Consider the following 23,044-nt stretch of genomic DNA (forward strand, 5'->3'; position numbering starts at 1 on the left):
ATGAATAAATATTCTTGACGAAATAAAAAAAAAATCTACTTTTGCAGAAGTTCCCCATTGATGAAAAAAAATATAATAAAAACTTTTAAGTAAAAACTTGGTTTTTTATATGTTTTAAAAATACACATAGATTAAAATAATGAGTTTATTACACCCGTATTTTCTTATAATAATCGTTTTCCTGATTATTTTTAGTTACCAAGAAGTGTTTCGTCAGAAAGTAGATAGAAAATATCTATACTTTTTAGGTATTTTCATGGTTCTTGTTGCAGGATTACGTAATGAAGTTGGAGCTGACTATGGTAGTTATAGAGGGATATATGTGTATTCTGATACGGTTGATTATATTAGTATTATTTTTAAAGGCTTGCATTTGGATAGCCCTCAGCCGGTTGTTGTAGAATGGTTGTATGTGTTGATTAATAAACTTCTTCTGAATGTTTTTAATGCGCCGTATTACATGCTCACATTAGTGATTGCATCACTAGCAGTTTTCTTTAAAATGCAGTATGTTGAGGATAATACATTTTACCCATTTACTTTTATTCTATTCATGTTTGTTCCGGGGTTTTTTATTGGAGAATGTGGACAGATAAGACAGAATTTAGGGGTTTTTATGGTGTATTTTGCGGTGAGATTTATAAAAGAGAAAAAACTCATCTATTATCTATTATGTATTTATCTGGCGGGAGGAATTCACAATGTATGTTATGCATTTTTACCGATGTATTGGGTTGCTCGTATTCCTGTAAATAAGGGAATTATGCTTGGAGCGATCTTGGTTTCTATAATAATGTCCCCATTTGAAGTGTATAGGGTCTTTGGTAGTTTTCTAGATGGTTTGGCTTCGGATAGTGTGGTTGTCGGTGGTTTTAATGCCTATATGGAAGAAACAGCTGAAAGGCTTAATGGAGGAATTGGTATTCCAGAAGTTATGACGGCGATTCTTACCTTTTTCCTGTTTTTCTTTGATACTAAAATGGTGGAAAAGTATCCGTATTATGAATATCATAGGAATTATGCGCTTGTAGGAATCTGCTTTTACTTTATATTCAGAAATAACCCTGTCTTTTCATCCAGATTGGTGGGAGCTTTTACTGGTTTTGGATTTATAATTATTCCAAACGCTATGTATGTGGTTTCGAAAAGTACAAAAACGGCAATATATAGCTTTATTATAGCGTTGTTCATTTTTAATTTTGTGGTTTTCTCAAGCTTTAGAAACATTATCGCTGGTAGATTCACGATAGATCTTTATCATAACTTCCTTCTTCCTTAGAATTCTAATCAAATTAACATAAAAAAGAGAGGTAATACGTAAAAGTATTGCCTCTCTTTTTATTTCTAAATTTTAAATTAAATATCAATAATTTGTTTATGATTGTTAATATTTGTTCAAAATAGATTATTTAATAAAAATATAAATAAAAAATATCATATTTTTGCATTGCTCAAGTTGAGAATGCAATATTTTCATTCATAATTAATTAATATTATATTATTTATGATTTAAATCATAATATTGGTTTATTATTTATAAGACAAGTGAATTATGATTGAGGAAGGCTTAAAAATTGTACTTTTATGACAGCACAAAATTTAGGAATATGAAAAAGTCAATTAAGAATGTAACGACAATGTTTTGTTTATTGTCAATGAGCACCTATTCTGCTAGTAACATAGGTGCAAAAGGTGATTTGTTCTCTCAAAACTCAAAAGAGTTGTATCAGGCAAAAGCGGATACAATAATTAAGGTTTCGGAGCAGCAAATGAATAAAGAAAGGAATGTTATTAATAGAAAATCTATTAATTCAAATAATGGAAGTGAATCACGAGTAAAATTTGCATCTGTTCCACTGGATTGGACAAAAGCTCCCAACAGTTACATTTTTGATCCCAGTCAAAATAGTGATGGCTTATATGTGCCTGTAAAAAAGGCTTATGTAATGTGGGAAAAAGATAAATATATTGGTGGATCTAGTGTTCCTGCAGGAACAATTACGGCTGATGTATTATGGGAGGATGTTCATGGCTTGATAAAAACTGGAGCGGGATATTCTCTTGAGATTCAGGATTCAGGAGCAAGTGCGAAAATTAAAGTTCCCATTAATAAATCTAAAAAAGGAAACGCAGTCATTGCTTTTAGAATTAATGGCGAAATTTTCTGGTCTTGGCATATTTGGGTAACCGATGATCCTACGAACGGGCCGACTTATAAAAGTTTCGGTAATATCAGACGTGAACGGAGTGATGGTACAGTAGAATCAATTCCGGATTCCGACTGGAAATGGATGGATCGAAATTTAGGAGCTATCAGTAATTCGATGACCAATAATGATTGGGGAAGAAGTGGCGGACTGCTTTATCAGTGGGGAAGAAAAGATCCGATACCGTCACTGGTAACTAAAGTAGATGATTTTTATGAAGCAAGTGGTTCTATTGGACGAGTAAGACATAGAGGTGCGAAAAACTTCACCAATGCTGTTAAAATCGATGATCTTACTAAATATGTTTTATTGTCCGGTGCTGAGGTAAGCAACAATATCAAGCTTTCAATAAAAAATCCTTTAAGTCTTATTTATATCAATAAAGATGACAATTCGGGACCTGCGTATTACAATAACAATACAAATCTGCCTATTAATTGGTTTGGAAAAACGGCAAGCTTAACAGACAGCCAACTTGGAGAGCTAAATTTATGGTCGGATAATGCTCAAGGTAAAATTGATGCCGTTTACAATAGTGACGACAGCGCTAAACCTTATAGAGATAAATCATCCTTTGATCCCTGTCCAAACGGATGGCGGGTTCCGTCTGCTTTAGTTGCGAATTTAGGTTCTACAACATATGCTGATGATATCAGAATTGATTTTTCTCCTTTTGGAGTAAAAACCAATATGGGAAAAGACCTTTTTGAAACCAATAAATACCATATTATAAAACCTACAGACAATGGTGTTCCAAGTTTTATGACGGGTTTTAAAGTGTATTCTAATTACGGATACGATTTATCGAATGTAGCAGGAAATAATATGGGCGTTTTCCCTGGAAGTGGACAAATAATTCAGCTGGTTCATCAAGGTCAGTACAGCGATCAGCATCATACGGGTTTATGGACAGCAACGATGCCGAGGCATTTTGATGCTTCCCCTGCTGTAAGTGCCAGAATGTTGTTTATGGTTCCCGATAAAGATCAGCCTGATATTCCTGATTCCGGACTTCCTAATGTAAAAGGAAGATATTTTTATCTGCCTTTAATGACGGGTAAAACATCAGATGCTAACGGTTGTAGATGTATAAAAGACCCATTGTATCTTGCAAACAGCTATGATTTTCCTACGGAATATATGACGCAGCAACAAGAGTATAGAGAAGGTCTGAATAATCCTAATACCTATCAAATTGTTAAAAATACAGCGATTTCTACGATTGAAATTCCTGTAAGTAAAGCTTTTTCGGTTCAGAGTCAGCTTTTAAATAATCCGGATATTCTTAATTCTTCTAATTTTAATAATTTGAAGGCTAATGTTCTTTGGACTACCAATTCAGGTTTGGTGAATAAAATTACAGTTGTTAATCCTTCTCCGGGTAGCGTTTCCTCTATTTCTCTATCTAAAATTTTGGTTGATATTAATCCTAATCAAAGCGGAAATGCTGTGGTAACTTTGCATAATGGAAGTATTACCAATCCTGTATATTGGAGCTGGCATATTTGGGTGACCGATACACCTATTCAATCCAATAATTATACAACAGAACTTCCGATGAATAATGTTACAAATTATGTAAATTATGTTCTTAAAGCTAAGTCTGTTCTCGAAACAGAGTTTATGGATAGAAATTTAGGTGCCACAGACGCATTTCCGGTTGTTGCGAATCCTCTTACTCCTACAGCAGCAGAGCTTGCGGTAATAAAAGCGTCTACAGGCTTGCATTATCAGTGGGGAAGAAAAGATCCGCTTCCGGTTTTTCAACATGCTGATAACAGGGCTTCTTACGGAGTGTTTTTAGGAACTGTTACCGCAAGTGGAACGTTGACTTATACATCTCTGCCTTATGCAACATACAATAATTTGTCGGGAGCGTATATCATTCCATTTAATACCTATTCTAATCCTGCGAATGCCAATGTTTTAGCAACAGATAAGGTTTCGGATAAAGTTTCTAAAGTTTTATCATATTCTGTTAAAAATCCTTTGGTTTATATGATTCCAAGTTCTTTTGCTCCTTTTAACAGTGCAAATCCTCTTTACACCAATGGTACAGACTGGTTGTCAACCGAACCAAACTTAGCTGCCGACAGATGGGGCAGAGGTGGCAAAAAATCCCCTTTTGATCCTTGTCCTGAAGGCTGGAGGGTTCCGGATATCATGAACAGTGCATTTAGCTCCAATCAGGATTTTGGAATCTCGCCTTGGTATAAAAAAGATAAAAATGTAGGAACAGCGTACAGTGTGCTTACAGATTATTTAGGAGTAAGAGTTAGAAATAGTACATCAACCACGATAGGATATACTTTTAATGATCCTACTTATAAATTAGGGAATTATCCGAACTCCGGTTCAAGAGGTTTTAGAAGTGTAATAGCTAATCAAACATCAACAGGAACTTTTAATATGGTTAATTTTCAATATCCTGGAGTATGGACGGCTGCATTGAACTCAAATTATATTGGAAGACCAATTAATATCTTGTTTGATGCCGCATCTACGGCCAATCGTCTTACAGTTTTTCATGATAATAATGATCCTTATTTCGCAATGAGCTGTCGTTGTGTTAAAATAAAATACGATGCCAACGGAAATGAGCAAGGGGCTCTTCCGAAACTTCAGATTACTTCATTACCGGCTGCGAAAGCTTCTCTTCCTTTGGCGAAAAGTGAAGTTGTTGAAAAAGTTAGGAAAAATAAGATCACCTTATTCCCAAATCCGGTTAAAGATGTTCTTTATATTGATGCAACTGAGAACGGAAAATATTTCTACCAGATTTATAGTCTGTCTGGTCAGTTGGTACAGTCCGGACAGTTTATCAATGATGAAGCCTATGTTTCTTCATTGTCATCAGGAGTATATTTGGTAAGAATCAACAATTCTGAAATTGTGGTTAAAATTATTAAAGAGTAATATCTAAATCAATAATACTAAAGGGAACGAAGAAATATTTTCGTTCCCTTTTATTTATTAAAAACAGCCATATTTCTTACATCTATTACGGTTGATGAAAAATTCTATATCATTTTATTTTAAATAAGATTATTCTTTACTACTTAAGGGTAAACTACCTTGAATAAAGGAATGAATTGCTTAAAATTCTTTTTACTAAGTCTTAATTAAATTCTGTTAGTTGCCAAATTAAAATTGGATAACAAAAAGTATATAATAAAAAAGCTTTACTTTTGCAAAAATTTTAGAATGTCGAAAAATTTAGTAATTGTAGAGTCTCCGGCGAAAGCAAAAACTATTCAGAAATATTTAGGGAAAGATTTTGAAGTAAAATCCAGCTTTGGACACATTAGGGATTTACCTAAAAAAGGGATGGGTATCGACCTTGAGACCTTCAATCCGGATTATGAAGTTTCGGCAGATAAAAAGAAACTGGTAACAGAATTAAAATCCGCAGTAAAGAAAGCCGAAATGGTTTGGCTGGCTTCCGATGAGGACCGCGAGGGTGAGGCTATTGCATGGCATTTAGCAGATGAATTAAAACTGAAACCCGAAAACAGAAAAAGAATCGTTTTTCACGAGATTACTAAAAACGCTATTCTAAAAGCAATCGAAAACCCAAGAGATATAGACCAGAATTTGGTAAATGCTCAGCAGGCAAGAAGAATTTTAGACAGAATTGTAGGTTTTGAAATGTCTCCGGTTCTTTGGAAAAAAGTGAAACCGGGATTATCAGCAGGAAGAGTTCAGTCTGTTGCGGTAAGATTAATCGTTGAAAGAGAAAAAGAAATCCGTCTGTTTAAGCCAAAAGCTAGTTTCAAACTGGATGGAATTTTCGTAAATAATACAGAGCAGGATATCGCTGCTAAACTTAAAAAAGACTTCGAAAAAGAAGAAGACGCCGAAAAATTCCTTGAGCAGGCAAGAACAACAGAATTTAAAGTTCTGAATGTTGAAACCAAACCGGGAATGCGTTCTGCATCTGCACCTTTTACAACGTCTACGTTACAGCAGGAAGCCTCTTCAAGATTAGGATATAACGTAACCAATACAATGCGTATAGCACAAAGATTATACGAAGAAGGTTATATTACTTATATGAGAACGGATTCAGTAAATCTTTCTCAGGAAGCTATTGAAGGCGCCAAAAAGCAAATCACATCAGAATACGGATCAGAATATTCTTCTCCAAGAAATTATACAACAAAATCTGCATCTGCGCAGGAAGCTCACGAGGCGATTCGTCCGACGGATTTTTCAGTAAAAAGTATTGGTGATGCTCAATTAAGCAAATTATATCAATTAATTTACAGAAGAACATTGGCTTCTCAAATGGCAAATGCTAAAATTGAGAAGACTGTTATCGAGATCGGAAACGCAAAATTACCACAACATTTTGAAGCTCAGGGAGAGGTTATCATTTTCGATGGTTTTCTAAAAGCGTACGGAATTGTTAAGGCTGAAGATGATGATGACGAAAGCAACGATAAATTACTTCCGAAAGTTACTGTCGGTGAAGTTTTAGAATACAAAACAATCACTGCTACAGAAAAGTACACGAGACCAAGCGCAAGATATACGGAAGCAGGATTAATCAAGAAACTGGAAGAATTAGGAATTGGCCGTCCGTCAACGTACGCGCCAACAATTCAAACAATCCAGAATCGTGAATATGTAGACAAAAGAGAAATTGAACCACAAATGAGAGAAGTGGTAAAGATCTCTTTAGCAAAAGATAAAATTAAAAAAGTAATCCTTGACGAGAAATTCGGAGGGGATAAAAATAAATTCGTTCCTACAGACATTGGTGAAGTTGTAAGTGATTTCTTGACAGATAATTTCAAAGAAATCCTAGATTACGGTTTCACAGCAAGAGTAGAAGAGAGTTTTGACGAAATTGCAAACGGTGCGCAGAAATGGAAAGAAATGATGACTGATTTCTATTCTAAATTCCACCCTAGAATTGCAGATGTTGAAGAAAATGCAGACCGTGCCAACGGAGAACGACTTTTAGGAGTAGATCCGAAAACAGGTAAAAATGTTCATGCAAGAATCGGGAGATTTGGAGCAATGATCCAGATTGGAGAAACGGAAGATGAGGAAAAACCGACTTTCGCATCATTAATGACAGGTCAGAACATCGCAACCATTACTTTCGAAGAAGCTATGGAATTATTCAAATTACCTTTTGAATTAAATAGCTTCGAAGATCAGCCGGTTTCAGTGGGTGTTGGTAGATTTGGTCCTTATGTAAAATGGGGCGAAACTTACATCAGCATCCCGAAAGGTGAAGATCCATTGTCTGTAAATCAGGAAAGAGCGGAAGAAATCATCCACGAAAAGAAAATAGCAGATGCTCCGATCGCAACATATAAAGGCGAGGGTGTAACAAAAGGAACGGGTAGATTCGGGCCTTTCATTAAATATAAAAGCATTTTCGTAAACGTTCCTAAGAAGTATGACTTCGATAATCTTTCTCAAAGTGATATCAATGAATTAATTGATGCTAAGCTTGAAAAAGAAGCCAACAGATACATTCAACAGTGGGAAAAAGAGAAAATCTCCGTTGAAAATGGAAGATGGGGTCCATTCGTAAAATTCGGGAAAGCAATGTTCAAAATTCCGAAGAAAAGCGACGATACCAAATATGAAGCTGACGAACTAAAAGATATTTCGTTAGATGAGGTTAAAAAATGGATCACAGATCAGGATCCTAAAGCTTTTTCCGAGAAAAAGAAACCTGCCACTAAGAAAGCAACGACAAAAACTGCAGCAGCGAAAAAGACGACAACAGTGAAGAAAGCTCCGGCTAAAAAACCTGCCGCTAAGAAATAAGTAATCTTTAATAAAATAGAAAGCACAGATTTTTGGTCTGTGCTTTTTTATTAGTCGAATATTGCAAATTTGCAACATCAAATTATTTAATCTATTTCATCGGGTGAGTTTAATTTTTCTTTTGCTCCCATACTTAAAAGATATTCAACGATATCGTCATTTTCTCCATATTTCGCGGCATCTAATGGCGACATTCCATTGTAACCAATTCCGTTGAGGTCAATACCTTCTTTCAATAATCGTTTAACTTGATCAATATGACCATAATAGCACATTTCAAGTAACTCCCATATTTTATCTGCGTTTTCCAACTTCAATTTTATTAATTTTTTTGATTGTCAGTGTTTTTGAGATGTCGTCGATGTCTTTATATTTTTCATCCATTTCACAGCATCTTTCATAGGCTCTTCAGATTTTGAGAACGCAGTATTATGTCCTAATGTTGGAAATAATTTATATTCATAGCGTTTGCCTTTAGACTTTAATGTATTTAGATGTTCAATGGAAAGATTCACCGGTACCTGAATATCTTTGCCTCCAAATATCCATATTCCCGGAATTGATAATTTGGAAAGAACATTAAGTGGGTCTGTGTCTATAAACTCGTATTTATCTGGATCAGTCATGGTGTGTTTACGGGCATCTTCTTCTGTATGCGTATCCCAAAAATTTGAATTTCCGTTTGTGTAAAACTGAAACCTAAGCTGTTCTTTTACCGTTATCAATGCTCCACTGAATATAGTCATAAATTTGACTTTCTTGTTTTTTTCTGCAGCCAGCGGAATGATCCATCCGGCTTGGCTTCCACCAATTAAACCTATTGGTATTTGATTGTTTGATAAATATGTAGACAATATATTCACGGCAGCACTCGCATCCAGAGATAAAAGATTAAGATTTGAAGCGTCCACATTATTGGTTCCTACTTCAGGCCCGGCATAGACACCTGCAGATTCTCCTACACCACGTTTGTCATAAGTTAAAACAGCAATACCGTTTTTAGCTAATAATGTTGCAAATTCAATCATCCTTTTTTCCTGTCCGGATCCATGAACAATTACAACAGCCGCAGAAATATGATCAGGCTTAAAAATTGTTCCCGCAAGCGAATCTCCTTCACTCAGGAATTTTATATTCTTAGTTGTAAAGCTTGGCGGAATTGCTGACAGGTGATTAATACTACTAAAAAGAAATAATACCAGAAGAAAGTTCCTGCAAAATTGTTTTGTACTTATGGCGTTTTTTAAAATAGTCAATTTATTTATAGTTTTCATTTAGTTTAATCATTCTCTATTAGTAGTAAAGTTTTGCGGTCGTGGTATCGCGGTCAACTTGTTTATAAGCGAAACTTAATCAATCAAATATAATCATTTTCCAATCGATCAAAAGAGCTCATTAATCATTAAATCCACCCCCAGACCACAGGATACTTCATTATGATGATTCTTCTAAATTAGCTGAAAATCATATGATATGAGCATACCCAAGAACTTCACCCGAAAAGATTTTTTACAAACTTCAGCTTTAGGAATCGCAGCGGTAGCTTTTGGTTCATCATTTACAAGTTTGTTGTCTTCAGAAGAAAAACCATATTTTAAATTAAAACCAATCGGGCGACAATTTTCCTTGGAAGGTTACTACATCTGGTGCAGTTCTCCGATTTGGGACGAAGATGGAAAAGTTCATCTTTTTTATTCTCGATGGAAAAAAGAAAAAGGAATGGGCGGCTGGCTCAACGGTTCAGAAATTTGTCGTGCAGAAGCAGATTCTCCGTTTGATGAATTTCAGCATAAACAAGTTATCTTAATTCCCAGAGGTGGCGAATTTTGGGATGCAACAACCTGTCACAATCCTTTAATTAAGAAAGTAGAAGATCAATATTTCTTATTTTTCATGGGAAATTCCAACGGAAAAACAAATACAAAAAGAATCGGATTGGCGACTTCAAAAAGTCTTGATGGAGATTGGATCAGACCAGAACAACCTCTACTTCTTCCCGGAAAAAAAGGTTCTTGGGACGATCATTGCACCACAAACCCAGCTTTTGTAAAAGGAAACGACGGAAAATATTGGCTGTTTTATAAATCTTGGAATACCCAAGAATACGAAACCCAAAAAGGCCCAGTCCGAGGAAACCGAAAGTATGGACTCGCAAAAGCTGATTCTCCAATGGGACCTTACAAAAAAGTATCCGAAAATCCTGTCATTGATTTTTCATCATTGCCCAACAATGCACAATTAGAAGACGCTTTTGTTTGGAAACAAAACGGAAAATTTCATATGATAGCCAGAGATATGGGGTTTTTTAATCACGAATATGGTTTGCATTTAACCACAAAAGACGGACTTCACTGGACAAAACCGGAAATCGCTTATCTTAATATGAAACATTACATTCAGGAATCTACTCCTCCAAAAAATTTAAACCGATTTGGAAGATTGGAGCGTCCAATGATTTCATTCGATAAAGATGGAAAAACACCTAAGTTCTTAGTCGGCGCAACACAAGGTGGAAAATTTGATACTTCTACAACTTTTATTTTTGAGATTTTAAAATCCTAAAGTTTAGGATGAAGTCAACAGAACCTTGTCAAAGTTTTAGAACTTTGACAAGGTTGATAAATACGAAGTCGTTAACAATTTGTTGACGGTTTTTTATTGACAAAAAGCGTGACATGATTTCAATTTGATGAGGTTTTTTGTATGTTTGTGAAAATAATGAAGATTATAAATGAATTTTGAAGATTTTATCATTTCACCAAGAAATTTCAAAACTGAAAGCTGGCAGATCGGAAACCGAATCACGAAAGATATAAAGGAAGACAGTATTGTTCTTTTATTCGTTTCGGATTACAGAGGTTCAAAAGGTGAGGCGGAAGTACAGGATTTTACCGCAATAAGAAAAGAGTTTTATAAACTTTCACAACTCGATTTTGAGATCCCGTTGGTAGATTTGGGTGATTTGGTTTCAGGGAAATCTGTTCAGGATTCTCATTATATTTTGCAGGAGGTTTTATCGGCATGTCATTATAAAAGGGCGATTCCGATCATTATTGGAGGATCAAATGATTTTGCTTTTTCGCTTTTCTCAGCATTAAATTTTCATAAGAAAAATATTAATTATACTCAGATAAGCAATGTTATTTCCCTAAAACAGGGTGAAAACATTAACGAACATACTTTTTTAAGTAAAATGTTCGGGACTAAGGATTTTTCCATTAAAAACTATCATCATTTAGGATACCAAAAACATTTGAATGAAGTTGATTCTGTAAGATTGATCAAGGAAGTTGAGTTTGACATTATCCGTTTAGCTGAAATGATGAATTCTACCGAAAAAACAGAACCTTTTTTCAGAAAAACTGATCTTGTGACGGTAAATTGTGACGCAATTGAAAGTTTCGGCGAACCTTTTTCTATGAATCCGCAGGTAAATGGATTGAACCGAAGAGAAATTTGCGCCTACATGAAGGAAATCGGTTTGAGCGAAAATCTAAAATCTGTAGGAATTTTTAATTATAATATTTACTCAGAAAACCAATTAAATCACCAGCTTTTAGCACAAATGATCTGGTATTTGATTGAAGGAATTAATATACAACACTCACATCCAAAGGAAAGGCATTACGAAATTTTCTATGTTTTGATTGATGACAGGCAATATGCTTTCAAACGAGATACTTTCAGTAATTTATGGTATTTTGGTGATGATGAAAATATAGAAAACTGCATTCCGTGCTCAAGGAAGGATTTTGATGAAGCCAAAAAAGGCTGGCTGAATGCAAGACTGACGAAAATATAAGGTATGATAAAACTTGTTCCCCAAAAAGTTTCCATAATTGTTCCCGTTTATAATGTCGAAAATTACTTGGCAAAATGCCTTGATTCTTTAGTTAACCAAACGCTTCAAAATATTGAGGTTTTAGTTGTAAATGACGGAAGTAAAGACAATTCTGAGAAAATTATTCAACAATATGCTCAAAAATATCCTGAAAAAATAAAATCTTTCTCCAAAGAAAACGGAGGGTTGAGCGATGCCAGAAATTTCGGACTAGATAAAGCTACAGGAGACTTTATCGGTTTCGTAGATAGTGACGATTACGTTACAGCAACCATGTTCGAAGAAATGCTGAATCTAGCAGAAAAGTATCAGTCGAAAATGGTGATTTGCAACATTCAAAAAGTAGATCAACACGGAAATGTGACTCAAAAACTGACACAGATTCCTAATATGCTGGAAAATATCGATCTTGAAAATAATTTTTCGGTTTTCTCAGATCTAAGTTATTTTGCGTGTAACAAGTTGTTCAAAAAAGAACTTTTTGATGATAAAAGATTTAAAAAAGGGGTTCATTTTGAAGATATTCAGCTTATTCCGCAGCTTTTATTGGAATGCAAAAATATTGCTCAGACTCAAAACTTTCATTATCAATATCTGGAAAGAACCGATTCTATTACTAAAACTCACACTGAAAAAGGATTGGATATTTTGAAAGCTGTTGAAGATGTTGAGGCTGTTTTTCAGAAATCTAAATACGCTGAAAAGAAGCTGGAATTAAAAAACTTTCAGATTTTTGAAGGAGTTTATTCATTTTTGGCGTATCTCGCTTTTGTGAAAAATGATGAAGCTTTTTATGATATGGCCAATAAATTAGAGCTTTTCATGAAAGAAAGAGATATAAAAATAAAAGATATATTAAACTATAGTCGTTTTGATAAAAATTATCTTTTATCTTTGCCACTGAAAAAAAAGATTTTTTATCTCTTATTTTTTGCTGGACAGAAGAAATTGATAAGAAAATTAATGTAAACACAAATGTTAGTACGATTGTTTCGATTGGAAGAAACTTTTTATAAATCCCAATATAAAAGCTTCTCTAAAAGTTATAAGGAAACACATGTACTTGATTAGAAAAAAAAATGAAGAATTTTGAATTGTTCTTAACCGAAACCGGAATTTCTATTTTCTACGTGAAGATAGGGTTAGGTTTTTTGTTCTCTTTTTTAATCACCTATTTTTCAGTACCTACCATTATCAAGATCTCCAGAAGGAAGAACTTGATGGATGAACCTGGCGTTAGAAGTTCTCACATGAGAAAAATCCCAAATTTAGGGGGAATCGCTATTTTCTATTCAATAGGAATATGCACTTCTATTTTTGCGTATGAGCTTTTTGATCTCTACAAATTTCTATTTGCGTCGCTGGTCATTCTTTTATATATCGGGGTAATGGATGATATTGTGGTGATGAGAGCATATAAAAAACTGGTTGCTCAGATCGTTGTTTCGGCTCTTATTGTTATAGGTTCTGATATCCGAATAAGAAGTTTATTCGGGATATGCGGTGTATACCAGCTTAGTTATTTCGTAAGTATTATATTCACGATTGTTACTTTTATTATCCTTATTAATGCTTTTAATTTGATAGATGGTATTGATGGTTTAGCAGGAAGCTATTCTTTAATATGTTGTGCTCTTTTTGGAGTAAGTTATTATAGATTAGGAGAGTATAATTATCCATTGGTGGTTCTTTCTGGGATAATTATCGGAGCAGTTTTGGCATTTTTATATTATAATTTGTCGAATTACCGAACCAATAAAATCTTTATGGGAGACACAGGTTCCATGTTATTGGGATTCTTACTTGCATTCACTGCTATTTGTTTTATAGATATTTTTATAGATAAAGATCTTCCGAATGTACCAAAGTATCATTTACAGTCTGCGCCTGTAATTGCAGTTGCAATATTGATACTTCCTATTGTAGATACATTAAATGTTATCATTATAAGGCTTTGTAATAAAAAATCGCCTTTCGATGCAGATAAAAACCATATACACCATAAACTATTAAAGCTTAATCTTACCCACAGAAGATCTACTTTTTATATTATTGTGTATTATCTTTTTATTGTAACGGCTGCTTATTGTTTAAGACACACCAATATAAATTTATTATTATTAATCATATTGGCTTTAGGCTTTTTGGGAGCCTATTTGCCTGATTTTATATATGTTTTAAGAAATAATAAAAAGTAACAATTAAATCTTTATTTTTGCAAACAACTTGAAAATATGATGAAGAATTTTAAATATTTATTCCTTTTACTATTGCCTTTTCTCTTTACATCATGTGTTACTACAAAAGATGTAAGATACATGCAGCCTAGTGAAAGCCTCGTAATAAACGAAGAAGGTCTGATTCCGTATAATGTTCCCGTTTACAGAATCACTAAAAATGATATGTTGAATCTTAATATTGTAACTACTCCTAAAGGTGATGCTGCACAATTTTACTCTTCTTTGAATGGTAGCGGTGCGAATGGCACAATGAGTATTAATAATCCGGTTTCAGGTGCTGGCAGTGGATCTACTGGTGGTGGTGGTGGAAGTGGCCCAGGAGGAAATGTCAACTTTTATTTTAATGGTTTAAAAGTTGATTCCAATGGTGATATTAATATTTTCGGTATTGGCTATATTAAAGCTGAAGGAAGAACTGTCGAAGACCTTACAAAAGAGATCCAAGATAAAGTAAATGAGAATTTCCAGGAAGGGAAATCTGAAGTTAGATTAAATACCAACGGAATCACTTATTATATCTTAGGTGATGTTGAAACAACAGGTCTTACAGGAGAAAAAGTAGTTCATAAAAATATACTTACGATAACTGAAGCTTTAGCTATTAATGGCGGAATGAACAGAACTATCGACAGAAAAAATATCGTAATCCACAGAAAGTTACCGGAAGGAATCAAGGTCGCCAAAATAGACCTTACCCGTGAAGATATTATGAATTCACCTTACTATTATGTTCAAAACGGTGATGAGATCTATCTTAACACAAGAGCGAAGAGCTTGAACGGATTTGGAAAAGATCCTATACAAACTTTAACGACTGGAGTTGGTGTATTTACTACAGCATTGTCAATTTTTCTACTTATAAAAAACCTTTAATCATGATTCCAGGAAAAGACACTACTGTAGAGAAAAATGATTCTCAAAAGGAAAAATATGGTTCTTTCTCATTATTTGACATAGAACATTTTTTAAGAAGAATATTAAAGAATTGGTATTGGTTTGTATTCATGCTGCTTGTTGGCTATGTGATCTCATGGGTCTATAGTAAATATTATGCGCAAAATGTGTATTCTTCAAATTTATCATTAAGTATTTCAAGTAATACATCTAGTTATTTCACTCCAAATCAGTCTATTAATTTCATATATGGACAGAATGGGAATCAGGATGGAATTTATTTAAAAAAAATGCTTTTATCAAGGTCTCATAATGAATTTCTTGTAAAAGGATTGGACCTTTTTGTGGATTATTCTACAAAAGGATCTATAAAATCTACTTATTTAGACAAAGATGACTCCCCTGTTTTCTTACAAATAGATAAAAAACATGCACAGCAAATTAATTATGCCATTACTTTGATGCCTAAAAGTAATAATACATATGAAGTTGTTTTACCTGAGGAAGGTCAATCCACAAATTTATATAGCTATGAAACTGAAGGTTTTCAAAGTATTAATGCATACGAAAGACCTGCTAATAAAGTTATAAAAATTGGAGAATGGTACACGTCTCCAAATTTGAGATTTAGATTAATTAAGAATCCTATAAAGTCTAAAATTGTTTTAGATAAGATTATTGTTAATCTAAATTCTGTTAATCAGGCTGTTAATGAGATTGTTTCTTCAATAACAGTAGATTTTGATAAAGAGATTAATAGTATTATGATTATCGGTAAAACTGGGTATAACCTTAACAGTACTGTAAGTTTTCTAAATAAATCCGTAGCCGAATTACAGAAAAAAAGATTTGCAGATAAAAATACGGTAGATAAAAATACAGAGTCTTATTTGCAAGATAATCTTGATGGAATAAGAAAAAGACTAGATTCTAGTGCTGCAGTTTTAAACTATTTAAAAACATCGGAAAAACTGTATGATATCAAAGATAGAGACGAAAAATCTCTTACTAAAATAAAAGATCTTGAAGCTAAAAAAGCAGATTTAGAAAGTAAATTAAGCTCTCTGAATACGATAAGACGTACACTAGAAACTCAGAATTTTGATAAAATGATTAGTACCAATGCTGCTGGTTTTGAGGATGGTCTTTTCACAGCTTCTGTATCTGAATTGAAGGCTCTTTATCTTAAAAAAAGAGAAATGGCTTCTATTTATAAGCCTAATTCTGAGCCAATGCTGGAAATTAATAGGCTGATTAATGATGCTAAATTAAGTTCTACTAATTCACTAAGAAATTATTATACAGGATATTATACGGAGATTAATAAAATTAATCAACAGGTTACTGATGCTAATTCTGATTTGCTTACTTATCCTGAGAAACAAAGAAAATATCTGGATGCCGAGAGAGGGTACAGCATGATTGAAGCAACATATAACAGTTTATTAGGTAGACAGAACGAAACTCAAATGAGAATGGCTACCAATCAGTCTGATATCACGGTTATTGACCCTGCTAAAAATCTTGGGCAAGGGCCAATCGGTCCGAATGTAAAAGGAACCAAGGCTATGATTATGGGAGGTTTGTTTGTTCTTCCATTATTATTTATTTTGATAGGTACAGTTCTTGACAATAGGATCAGAAATATTAAAGAATTATTGAACGCTACAAGAATTCCATTGCTTGGAGTTATTGGCAACAATAGTAATGAAAATATGCTTACCGTTCTTGAACAACCTAAATCTTCTGTATCTGAAGCCTTTAGAGGTATAAGAGCGAACATGAGATTCTTGTCAGTTGAAAATAATGGTAAAAGCAAGACAATACTGGTTACATCATCTATTGGAGGTGAGGGTAAAACTTACGTTTCAATCAATTTAGCTTCCGTTTTAGGACTAAGTGATAAGAAAACGATCCTTTTAGGAATGGATTTAAGAAAACCAAAGATTTTTGGAGATTTTAAAATTGATAATAAATACGGGATTTCCAATTATCTTACAGGAGAAGTTACTATAGATCAGATTATTAATAAAACAAATATTCCTAATCTTGATGTTGCTACTTCAGGGCCAATTCCTCCAAATCCTTCAGAACTTTTAATGAGTGATAAAAATATTAAGTTTCTTGAAGAGCTTAAAAATATATACGATTTCATTATTATTGACTCTCCACCAGTAGGTTTGGTTGCAGATTCTTATGAATTGATGAAATATTCAGATGCAAACATCTATGTTGTTCGTCATGAATACACAGAAAAGTATATGTTGAAGATGATTACTGAGAAATATCATAATAATGAGATTGAGCATTTAGGCTTAGTTTATAACGATTATGACGTAAAACAAGGGTATGGATACGGCTATGGTTACGGCTATGGTTACGGATATTTCGATGAAGATAAAAATTATAAAGAGCCTCTGTTAATAAGAATAAGAAACAGGGTCAGAACGATCTTTAATAAAAAATAGTGTTTTTAAACCCTCATTTAATGGGGGTTTACTATGTATTTAAGAATTTTAAATCTATTAAAAAAAGAATATTTTTGCTACTTTGTCGTTTACTTTATAACAAATTATGTTTTTTTGTTTATTTTTAACTAAACATTAAGATTATCATTAATATAAAAATGTTTTATATTTGCAAAAATTAAATTTTAAAATAACCATAAATCCATATTCTTTTATGAATAAAAAATTATTATTTAGCTTCCTTGCCGTTTTGGGAACTGTGGTAAGTATTAAAGCTCAAAGAAACGAATTGGGAGTTCGTCTAGGGATGAGTAACCTAGTTGGTGATATAGGAAGAACGAATTATATTTTACAAAAGCCGTTGGATTTAAATAAGGCGTCGGATTGGGGCATCCCATTTTATGGAGGTATTTTATACAGGTTTAATTTTAACCCACACCAAACTGTTAGATTAGATCTAGGATATAATCAGATTCAGTTCAGTGATAAGGCGGCTAAAGAAGAATATAGAAAAAATAGAAATGCAGGAGGAAAGAATAATGTTTATGAAGCGAGTTTAATGTTTGAATACAATTTCTTCCCGGTAAATAATGAGCAGAAAGGTATGCTGAGTCCATATATTTTTGGAGGGGTTGGAGCTTTAATGTTTGATGCACCAAAGGCTAACATGGTAAATGACTTCAGAAGAGATGCAGATGGGGTAGCGCAGGCACCTATTAATGAGCTAGATTTTACCACGACGGCTGTTTATACAACAGGGAAAAAGACAACAATGCATATTCCTTTTGGGGTAGGTTTGAAATATAAGTTTAACTATAGCTGGGCAATATTTGCAGAAGCTACATTTAGGTATACATTAACAGATCAGTTGGATTATAGTAAGGTTCTAGATAAAGATGTGACTGGTAGTTATAATGGAGATATTTTAAATCCTGCTACAGGTGGATCACTACTTCAGACAGGTGCTTATTATGTGGTGTCTAAAGAAAGAGAGGCGAAACTTATTGGTGAAAGAAATATTGGAGATTTAACGTCTAAAGATTGGATGAATACGGTAAGCTTAGGTCTTACTTATTCTTTTGGAAGACCACCATGTTATTGTGATTAATTAATTATGTCGTTGATTAAAGATAAAATAGATTCTGAGAATTTACCACAACACGTTGCTATCATTATGGATGGTAATGGAAGATGGGCAAAGTCTCGAGGCGAAGAAAGGACCTTTGGTCATAAAAATGCCATTGATGCTGTAAGAAATGCTATTAATGCATGTAATGAGATAAACATCCCATACTTAACGCTCTACACGTTTTCTTCGGAGAACTGGAAACGTCCTGCTGAAGAAGTAAATACTTTGATGAGTTTACTGGTTGAAACACTTTTGCTGGAAGCAGAGGAAATTTTCACGAAAGGGTTAAGAATGCATGTTATTGGTAATTTAGATAAATTGCCGTCACTCGTGAAGGATCAGTTACTTCGCGTGGTAGAACTTACAAAAGAAAACACAAAAGGTAATTTGGTATTAGCGATAAGCTATGGCTCACAAAATGAGATACTGAATGCTGTTAAAAATATTAGTGCTGATGTAAAAGAAGGTAAGGTAGATATTGATAATATTGATGAAAAATTATTCGAAAACTATCTTTATACTAAAGATTTTCCGCCTGTAGACTTATTGATAAGAACAAGTGGCGAAACTAGAATAAGTAATTTCCTCCTCTGGCAGATAGCCTATGCAGAACTGCAATTTTTAAATGTTCTGTGGCCGGATTTTTCAAAAGATATTTTCTTTCAGTGCATTGTAGATTATCAAAGTAAGGAAAGGAGATACGGCCTAACTGGTGAACAAATAAAGATTCAGTAAAATTTAAGAAAAGAAAGACTACGATAAAATGAAGTTTAGACTATTACCCATCATTATGTTTGTTGCTTCTGCACATTTTTATGGACAGGTAACACCACAGGACAGCACAAAAGTGAATAATCCTGTGCATGCAGACAGCCAAATTGGCTCTTACATGCTTAAAGACATCGTTGTAGATGGGGTTAAAAAATACACACCTGCACAGATCTTAAGATTTACAGGATTGTCAAAAGGAGAGAATGTAGATATCCCCGGGCAAAAAATCAGCAACGCTATAAAAAAGCTTTGGGATACTCAATCTTTTTCGGAAGTAGAGGTCTATGTACAAAGTATTGAGGGCGAAACTGTAGTTTTGAAATTCTATTTACAGGACTTAAAAGAACTTGGAGAAGTGAAGTTTAAGGGTAAAGGAATTGGGAAATCGAAAAACGAAAAACTGGCAAAAGACAACAATCTGAAGCCGGGAACGAAAATTACCCAAAATTTAGTTTCAAGCCTTAAAACGAATATTCCTAAAGATTACATCAAAAAAGGATTTGCAGATGCTAAGATCACCATTGAGGATAAAGTAAATGCGAATGATCCTGCTTTGGTAGACTGGACTATTAACGTAGACAAAGGCAAAAAAGTAAAGATTAATCACATCGAATTCGAAGGAAATGAGACAGTGACAGATTCTAAACTTAGAAACAAAGCTTTCAAAGAAACTAAACAAAGAAGATTTAGTATTGGAGGTATTTTGAAGCCTTCAAAATTCATTGAAGAAAAATATCAGGAAGATAAGCAAAGTCTTGTAAGCTATTATAACTCTTTAGGATATAGAGACGCGGCTATTGTTTCTGATTCTGTTTGGAGAAATAAGAACAATAACTACGAGATCAACGTAAAACTTAAAGAAGGTAAACAATATTACATTGGTGATATTACATTTACCGGAAATACAGTATATCCTACAGATTATTTACAAAGACTTTTAGGATATAAGAAAGGAGATATTTACGATGCAGTAGGATTCAACAAAAAAGTTGGAGAAGACGGAGGTAAAGAAGATGATTCTGATATCAAGTCAGTTTACATGAATAACGGTTACCTTTTCTCTAACGTTACACCTGTTGAAAAATCGGTTGATGGAGACAAGATTAATCTTGAGATCCGTATCAATGAAGGAGAAAAAGCAACTTGGAACAAAGTAACTTGGCAAGGTAACGTAACAACGCATGACCACGTTATTTTACGTGCTTTAAGAACAAAGCCGGGAAGTCTTTTTGCTAAAAGTGATATTAAAAGAACATACTTTGATTTAGCGGGAATGTCATTCTTTGATCCACAGCAGGTAGGTCAGGACATCCAGCCAAATCAACAGGATAATACAGTAGATATCAACTGGAAATTAGTTGAAAAAGGTTCTTCACAGGTTCAGTTACAGGCAGGTTACGGTGGTAACAGCTTTATCGGAACGTTGGGATTAACGTTCAACAACTTCTCTTTGAAGAACTTCCTTAAATTTAAGGATTTCAGACCGGTTCCTCAGGGAGATGGTCAAACATTATCTATTCAGGCACAGGCTGGGCAGTATTTCCAAAACTACGGGGTATCTTTCACAGAACCTTGGTTATTCGGAACAAGACCAACTGCACTTTCTGTAAGTTTGAATACTTCAAGAGTAAAATATTCTGATGCTTATGGTAATGCTCAGAAGTTAAATATATTCTCTGCTTCAGTAGGTCTAAACAGATTATTGAAGTGGCCGGATGATTACTTCTCATTATACACAGGTATTCAGTATCAAAAATATGACTTTAGTAACTATCCATTTGAATTCGGTGACACCACTGAATATTATGGAACAGCAAACAACTTGAGTCTTAATATCGGGTTAAGCAGAAACTCTGCGGGTATTGACCCAATTTTCCCGACAACAGGTTCTAATATTGAACTTTCAGGGAAATTTACTGCTCCATATTCATTGTTTAGCAATAAAGACTATTCAACAATGAGTCCTACGGAAAAGTATAAGTGGATGGAATTCTATAAAATCAAGTTCAAAGCTGACGTTTATAACGAAATTGCAGGAAAACTAGTTTTAAGATCTTCTGCTGAAATGGGATTCATGGACGGATATAACAAAGACTTGGGAGCTCCGCCATTTGAAAGATTCTATGTAGGAGGAACAGGACTTTTCGGAGGTAGATATGATGGTAGAGAATTAATTCCTTTAAGAGGTTACGAAAATGCTTCTACTTACGGTGGAACTGCTGAAGATATTACTCAGAAAGGGGGAGGTACAATCTATAACAGATTTACTTTAGAACTAAGATATCCGATTTCAATGAGCCAGACTGCTAAAATTTATGCATTAACATTTGCTGAAGGTGGTAACGTTTGGAACTCATGGGGTAATTATAATCCATTCCAGTTAAAAAGATCAATTGGTGTTGGGGTGAGAGTTTATATGGGTGCATTTGGATTGATAGGGTTTGATTTTGCTTACGGATTTGATAAAACAATTACAGGAGCTGAGAATTCTAAATGGCATCCACACTTCTTGATGAACCAATCATTATAATTCGAAATATGAAAAATTTTAAATTTGCTTTCACATTTGTATTATTCTTGCTTTTCGGATTGAGCAATGCTCAGAAAGTTGGTGTAGTAGATACAGAATATATTTTGGATAAATTACCTCAATATAAAGAAGCGGAAGCCAGATTAAATTCACAAATTGATACTTGGCAATCAGAACTTCAGACTTTACAGTCTGAGTTTGAAAAGAAAAGATCAGCTTTTGAGAACGAAAAAGTATTATTAGTTGGTGACCAATTAAAGCTTAGAGAAAAAGAGGTGACGGATTTGGATAAAAACATCAAAACTACTACAAGTTTAAGGTTTGGAGCTAATGGTGAGATCACTAAACTAAGAACAAGTTTGGTTGTACCGTTCCAGGATCAGATCTGGACAGCCATCAAAACCATGTCTGAGAAGAATGGCTTGGGCATAGTTCTTGATAAAGCCAATAACGTTAATGTTATTTTCCTTCAAAAAAGATTCGATTATACAGACAAAGTATTAGATGTCTTATTAAAAGGTTCGTCAGGATCTGATAAAAAGGAAAAAACTAATACGAAAGGTAAAAAGTAATTTATATAATTAACTTTTACCTATATTTAAAATCTAAAAACAAATTAAATTATTTATTTACCAATTATGAAAAAATTAAGTGTATTATTTGCAGCAGTAATGATGGTTGTATCTGTAGGTATGGCAAAAGCTCAAAAAATTGCTACTTTAGATGTTATGGGTGTTCTTGAAGCAATGCCTGAAAAGAAAAAAGCAGATGCTGACTTAAAAACTTTCTTAGATGCTAAACAAGCTGAAATCAAAAAGAAAGCTGACGCTGGACAAGCTAAATTAAAGCAATATACTGAAGAGGCTCCAAAGAAAACTGCTGACGAAAACAAAGCAAGAGAAGCTGAATTATCTAAAATGAATGACGAGATCAACCAAATGCAAGATAAAGCTCAAAAAGATTTCGTTGCTAAAAGAGATGCAGCTTATGAGCCGGTTGAAAAGAAATTAAACGATGTTGTAACTAAAGTTTCTAAAGCTAATGGTTATGATTACGTAATGGATGCTAACTCTTCTGCGTTTGTTTACAAAGCAGGTGTTGATGCTACTCCAGCTGTAAAAAAAGAATTAGGTCTTTAATTGTAACAAATTAACAAAGATTTATAAAACTAACC

16 protein-coding genes are annotated in these 23,044 nt (G+C 33.8%); 14 read left to right on the forward strand and 2 right to left on the reverse strand.

Going from position 1 to position 23,044, the window contains the following annotated elements:
• Positions 1-139 precede the first annotated feature (139 nt).
• The 3 genes from A0O34_RS10980 (at position 140) to topA (ending at position 7,997) form a co-directional block, all read left to right on the forward strand.
• Positions 140-1,279, forward strand: coding sequence for an EpsG family protein (locus A0O34_RS10980; RefSeq protein WP_066754589.1), 1,140 nt, complete (start codon positions 140-142; stop codon positions 1,277-1,279).
• Positions 1,280-1,607: 328 nt separating this feature from the next.
• Positions 1,608-5,123: a T9SS type A sorting domain-containing protein gene (locus A0O34_RS10985; protein ID WP_082891144.1), complete on the forward strand. Its 3,516-nt coding sequence runs from the start codon at positions 1,608-1,610 to the stop codon at positions 5,121-5,123.
• 288 nt (positions 5,124-5,411) lie between these two features.
• Positions 5,412-7,997 carry a type I DNA topoisomerase gene (gene topA, locus A0O34_RS10990; protein ID WP_066754591.1) on the forward strand — a complete coding sequence of 862 codons (2,586 nt, stop codon included), beginning with the start codon at positions 5,412-5,414 and terminating at the stop codon, positions 7,995-7,997.
• 86 nt (positions 7,998-8,083) lie between these two features.
• Here topA and A0O34_RS10995 read toward each other — a convergent pair whose 3' ends face one another.
• Both A0O34_RS10995 and A0O34_RS11000 read right to left on the reverse strand, forming a co-directional pair.
• Positions 8,084-8,314, reverse strand: a complete 231-nt coding sequence (locus A0O34_RS10995; RefSeq protein WP_157886000.1) for an ankyrin repeat domain-containing protein — start codon at positions 8,312-8,314, stop codon at positions 8,084-8,086.
• 21 nt (positions 8,315-8,335) lie between these two features.
• Positions 8,336-9,271, reverse strand: a complete 936-nt coding sequence (locus A0O34_RS11000; RefSeq protein ID WP_066754595.1) for an alpha/beta hydrolase family protein — start codon at positions 9,269-9,271, stop codon at positions 8,336-8,338.
• A gap of 199 nt (positions 9,272-9,470) precedes the next feature.
• On the opposite strand from A0O34_RS11000, the gene A0O34_RS11005 reads away from it, so the two are divergent.
• The 11 genes from A0O34_RS11005 to A0O34_RS11055 all read left to right on the forward strand — a co-directional run bounded on the left by A0O34_RS11005 (position 9,471) and on the right by A0O34_RS11055 (position 23,009).
• Positions 9,471-10,559, forward strand: coding sequence for a glycoside hydrolase family protein (locus tag A0O34_RS11005; protein ID WP_066754597.1), 1,089 nt, complete (start codon positions 9,471-9,473; stop codon positions 10,557-10,559).
• 169 nt (positions 10,560-10,728) lie between these two features.
• Positions 10,729-11,799 (forward strand): formimidoylglutamase, encoded by a 1,071-nt coding sequence (locus tag A0O34_RS11010; protein WP_066754598.1) that lies wholly within the window; start codon positions 10,729-10,731, stop codon positions 11,797-11,799.
• A 3-nt stretch (positions 11,800-11,802) separates the two neighbouring features.
• Complete coding sequence (locus tag A0O34_RS11015) at positions 11,803-12,807, forward strand: glycosyltransferase family 2 protein (RefSeq protein ID WP_082891145.1); 1,005 nt, start codon at positions 11,803-11,805, stop codon at positions 12,805-12,807.
• Positions 12,808-12,917: 110 nt separating this feature from the next.
• Positions 12,918-14,036, forward strand: a complete 1,119-nt coding sequence (locus A0O34_RS11020) for a glycosyltransferase family 4 protein (RefSeq protein ID WP_066754599.1) — start codon at positions 12,918-12,920, stop codon at positions 14,034-14,036.
• Positions 14,037-14,072: 36 nt separating this feature from the next.
• Positions 14,073-14,951, forward strand: coding sequence for a polysaccharide biosynthesis/export family protein (locus A0O34_RS11025; RefSeq protein WP_066754600.1), 879 nt, complete (start codon positions 14,073-14,075; stop codon positions 14,949-14,951).
• A gap of 2 nt (positions 14,952-14,953) precedes the next feature.
• Positions 14,954-17,440 carry an exopolysaccharide transport family protein gene (locus A0O34_RS11030; protein WP_066754601.1) on the forward strand — a complete coding sequence of 829 codons (2,487 nt, stop codon included), beginning with the start codon at positions 14,954-14,956 and terminating at the stop codon, positions 17,438-17,440.
• 214 nt (positions 17,441-17,654) lie between these two features.
• A complete protein-coding gene (gene porG, locus A0O34_RS11035) occupies positions 17,655-18,548 on the forward strand; it encodes a type IX secretion system protein PorG (RefSeq protein ID WP_066754602.1) in 894 nt (297 codons plus the stop codon).
• Positions 18,549-18,554: 6 nt separating this feature from the next.
• Positions 18,555-19,304: an isoprenyl transferase gene (locus tag A0O34_RS11040; protein WP_066754604.1), complete on the forward strand. Its 750-nt coding sequence runs from the start codon at positions 18,555-18,557 to the stop codon at positions 19,302-19,304.
• 28 nt (positions 19,305-19,332) lie between these two features.
• The gene (bamA, locus tag A0O34_RS11045; protein WP_066754606.1) at positions 19,333-21,870 is read left to right on the forward strand and encodes an outer membrane protein assembly factor BamA; all 2,538 of its coding nucleotides are present in this window, start codon (positions 19,333-19,335) and stop codon (positions 21,868-21,870) included.
• An 8-nt stretch (positions 21,871-21,878) separates the two neighbouring features.
• Positions 21,879-22,442 carry an OmpH/Skp family outer membrane protein gene (locus A0O34_RS11050; RefSeq protein WP_066759651.1) on the forward strand — a complete coding sequence of 188 codons (564 nt, stop codon included), beginning with the start codon at positions 21,879-21,881 and terminating at the stop codon, positions 22,440-22,442.
• A 66-nt stretch (positions 22,443-22,508) separates the two neighbouring features.
• Entirely contained in the window at positions 22,509-23,009 is a 501-nt protein-coding gene (locus tag A0O34_RS11055) for an OmpH/Skp family outer membrane protein (protein ID WP_066754608.1), read from the forward strand.
• Positions 23,010-23,044: the final 35 nt, after the last annotated feature.

It is taken from the genome of Chryseobacterium glaciei, assembly GCF_001648155.1.
Taxonomy (GTDB): Bacteria; Bacteroidota; Bacteroidia; order Flavobacteriales; family Weeksellaceae; genus Chryseobacterium; species Chryseobacterium glaciei.

Coding starts and splice junctions, on each gene's coding strand:
- A0O34_RS10980 (WP_066754589.1), top strand. CDS start 140: ATGAGTTTATTACACCCGTATTTTCTTATAATAATCGTTTTCCTGATT.
- A0O34_RS10985 (WP_082891144.1), top strand. CDS start 1,608: ATGAAAAAGTCAATTAAGAATGTAACGACAATGTTTTGTTTATTGTCA.
- topA (WP_066754591.1), top strand. CDS start 5,412: ATGTCGAAAAATTTAGTAATTGTAGAGTCTCCGGCGAAAGCAAAAACT.
- A0O34_RS11000 (WP_066754595.1), bottom strand. CDS start 9,271: ATGAAAACTATAAATAAATTGACTATTTTAAAAAACGCCATAAGTACA.
- A0O34_RS11005 (WP_066754597.1), top strand. CDS start 9,471: ATGAGCATACCCAAGAACTTCACCCGAAAAGATTTTTTACAAACTTCA.
- A0O34_RS11010 (WP_066754598.1), top strand. CDS start 10,729: ATGAATTTTGAAGATTTTATCATTTCACCAAGAAATTTCAAAACTGAA.
- A0O34_RS11015 (WP_082891145.1), top strand. CDS start 11,803: ATGATAAAACTTGTTCCCCAAAAAGTTTCCATAATTGTTCCCGTTTAT.
- A0O34_RS11020 (WP_066754599.1), top strand. CDS start 12,918: ATGAAGAATTTTGAATTGTTCTTAACCGAAACCGGAATTTCTATTTTC.
- A0O34_RS11025 (WP_066754600.1), top strand. CDS start 14,073: ATGATGAAGAATTTTAAATATTTATTCCTTTTACTATTGCCTTTTCTC.
- A0O34_RS11030 (WP_066754601.1), top strand. CDS start 14,954: ATGATTCCAGGAAAAGACACTACTGTAGAGAAAAATGATTCTCAAAAG.
- porG (WP_066754602.1), top strand. CDS start 17,655: ATGAATAAAAAATTATTATTTAGCTTCCTTGCCGTTTTGGGAACTGTG.
- A0O34_RS11040 (WP_066754604.1), top strand. CDS start 18,555: ATGTCGTTGATTAAAGATAAAATAGATTCTGAGAATTTACCACAACAC.
- bamA (WP_066754606.1), top strand. CDS start 19,333: ATGAAGTTTAGACTATTACCCATCATTATGTTTGTTGCTTCTGCACAT.
- A0O34_RS11050 (WP_066759651.1), top strand. CDS start 21,879: ATGAAAAATTTTAAATTTGCTTTCACATTTGTATTATTCTTGCTTTTC.
- A0O34_RS11055 (WP_066754608.1), top strand. CDS start 22,509: ATGAAAAAATTAAGTGTATTATTTGCAGCAGTAATGATGGTTGTATCT.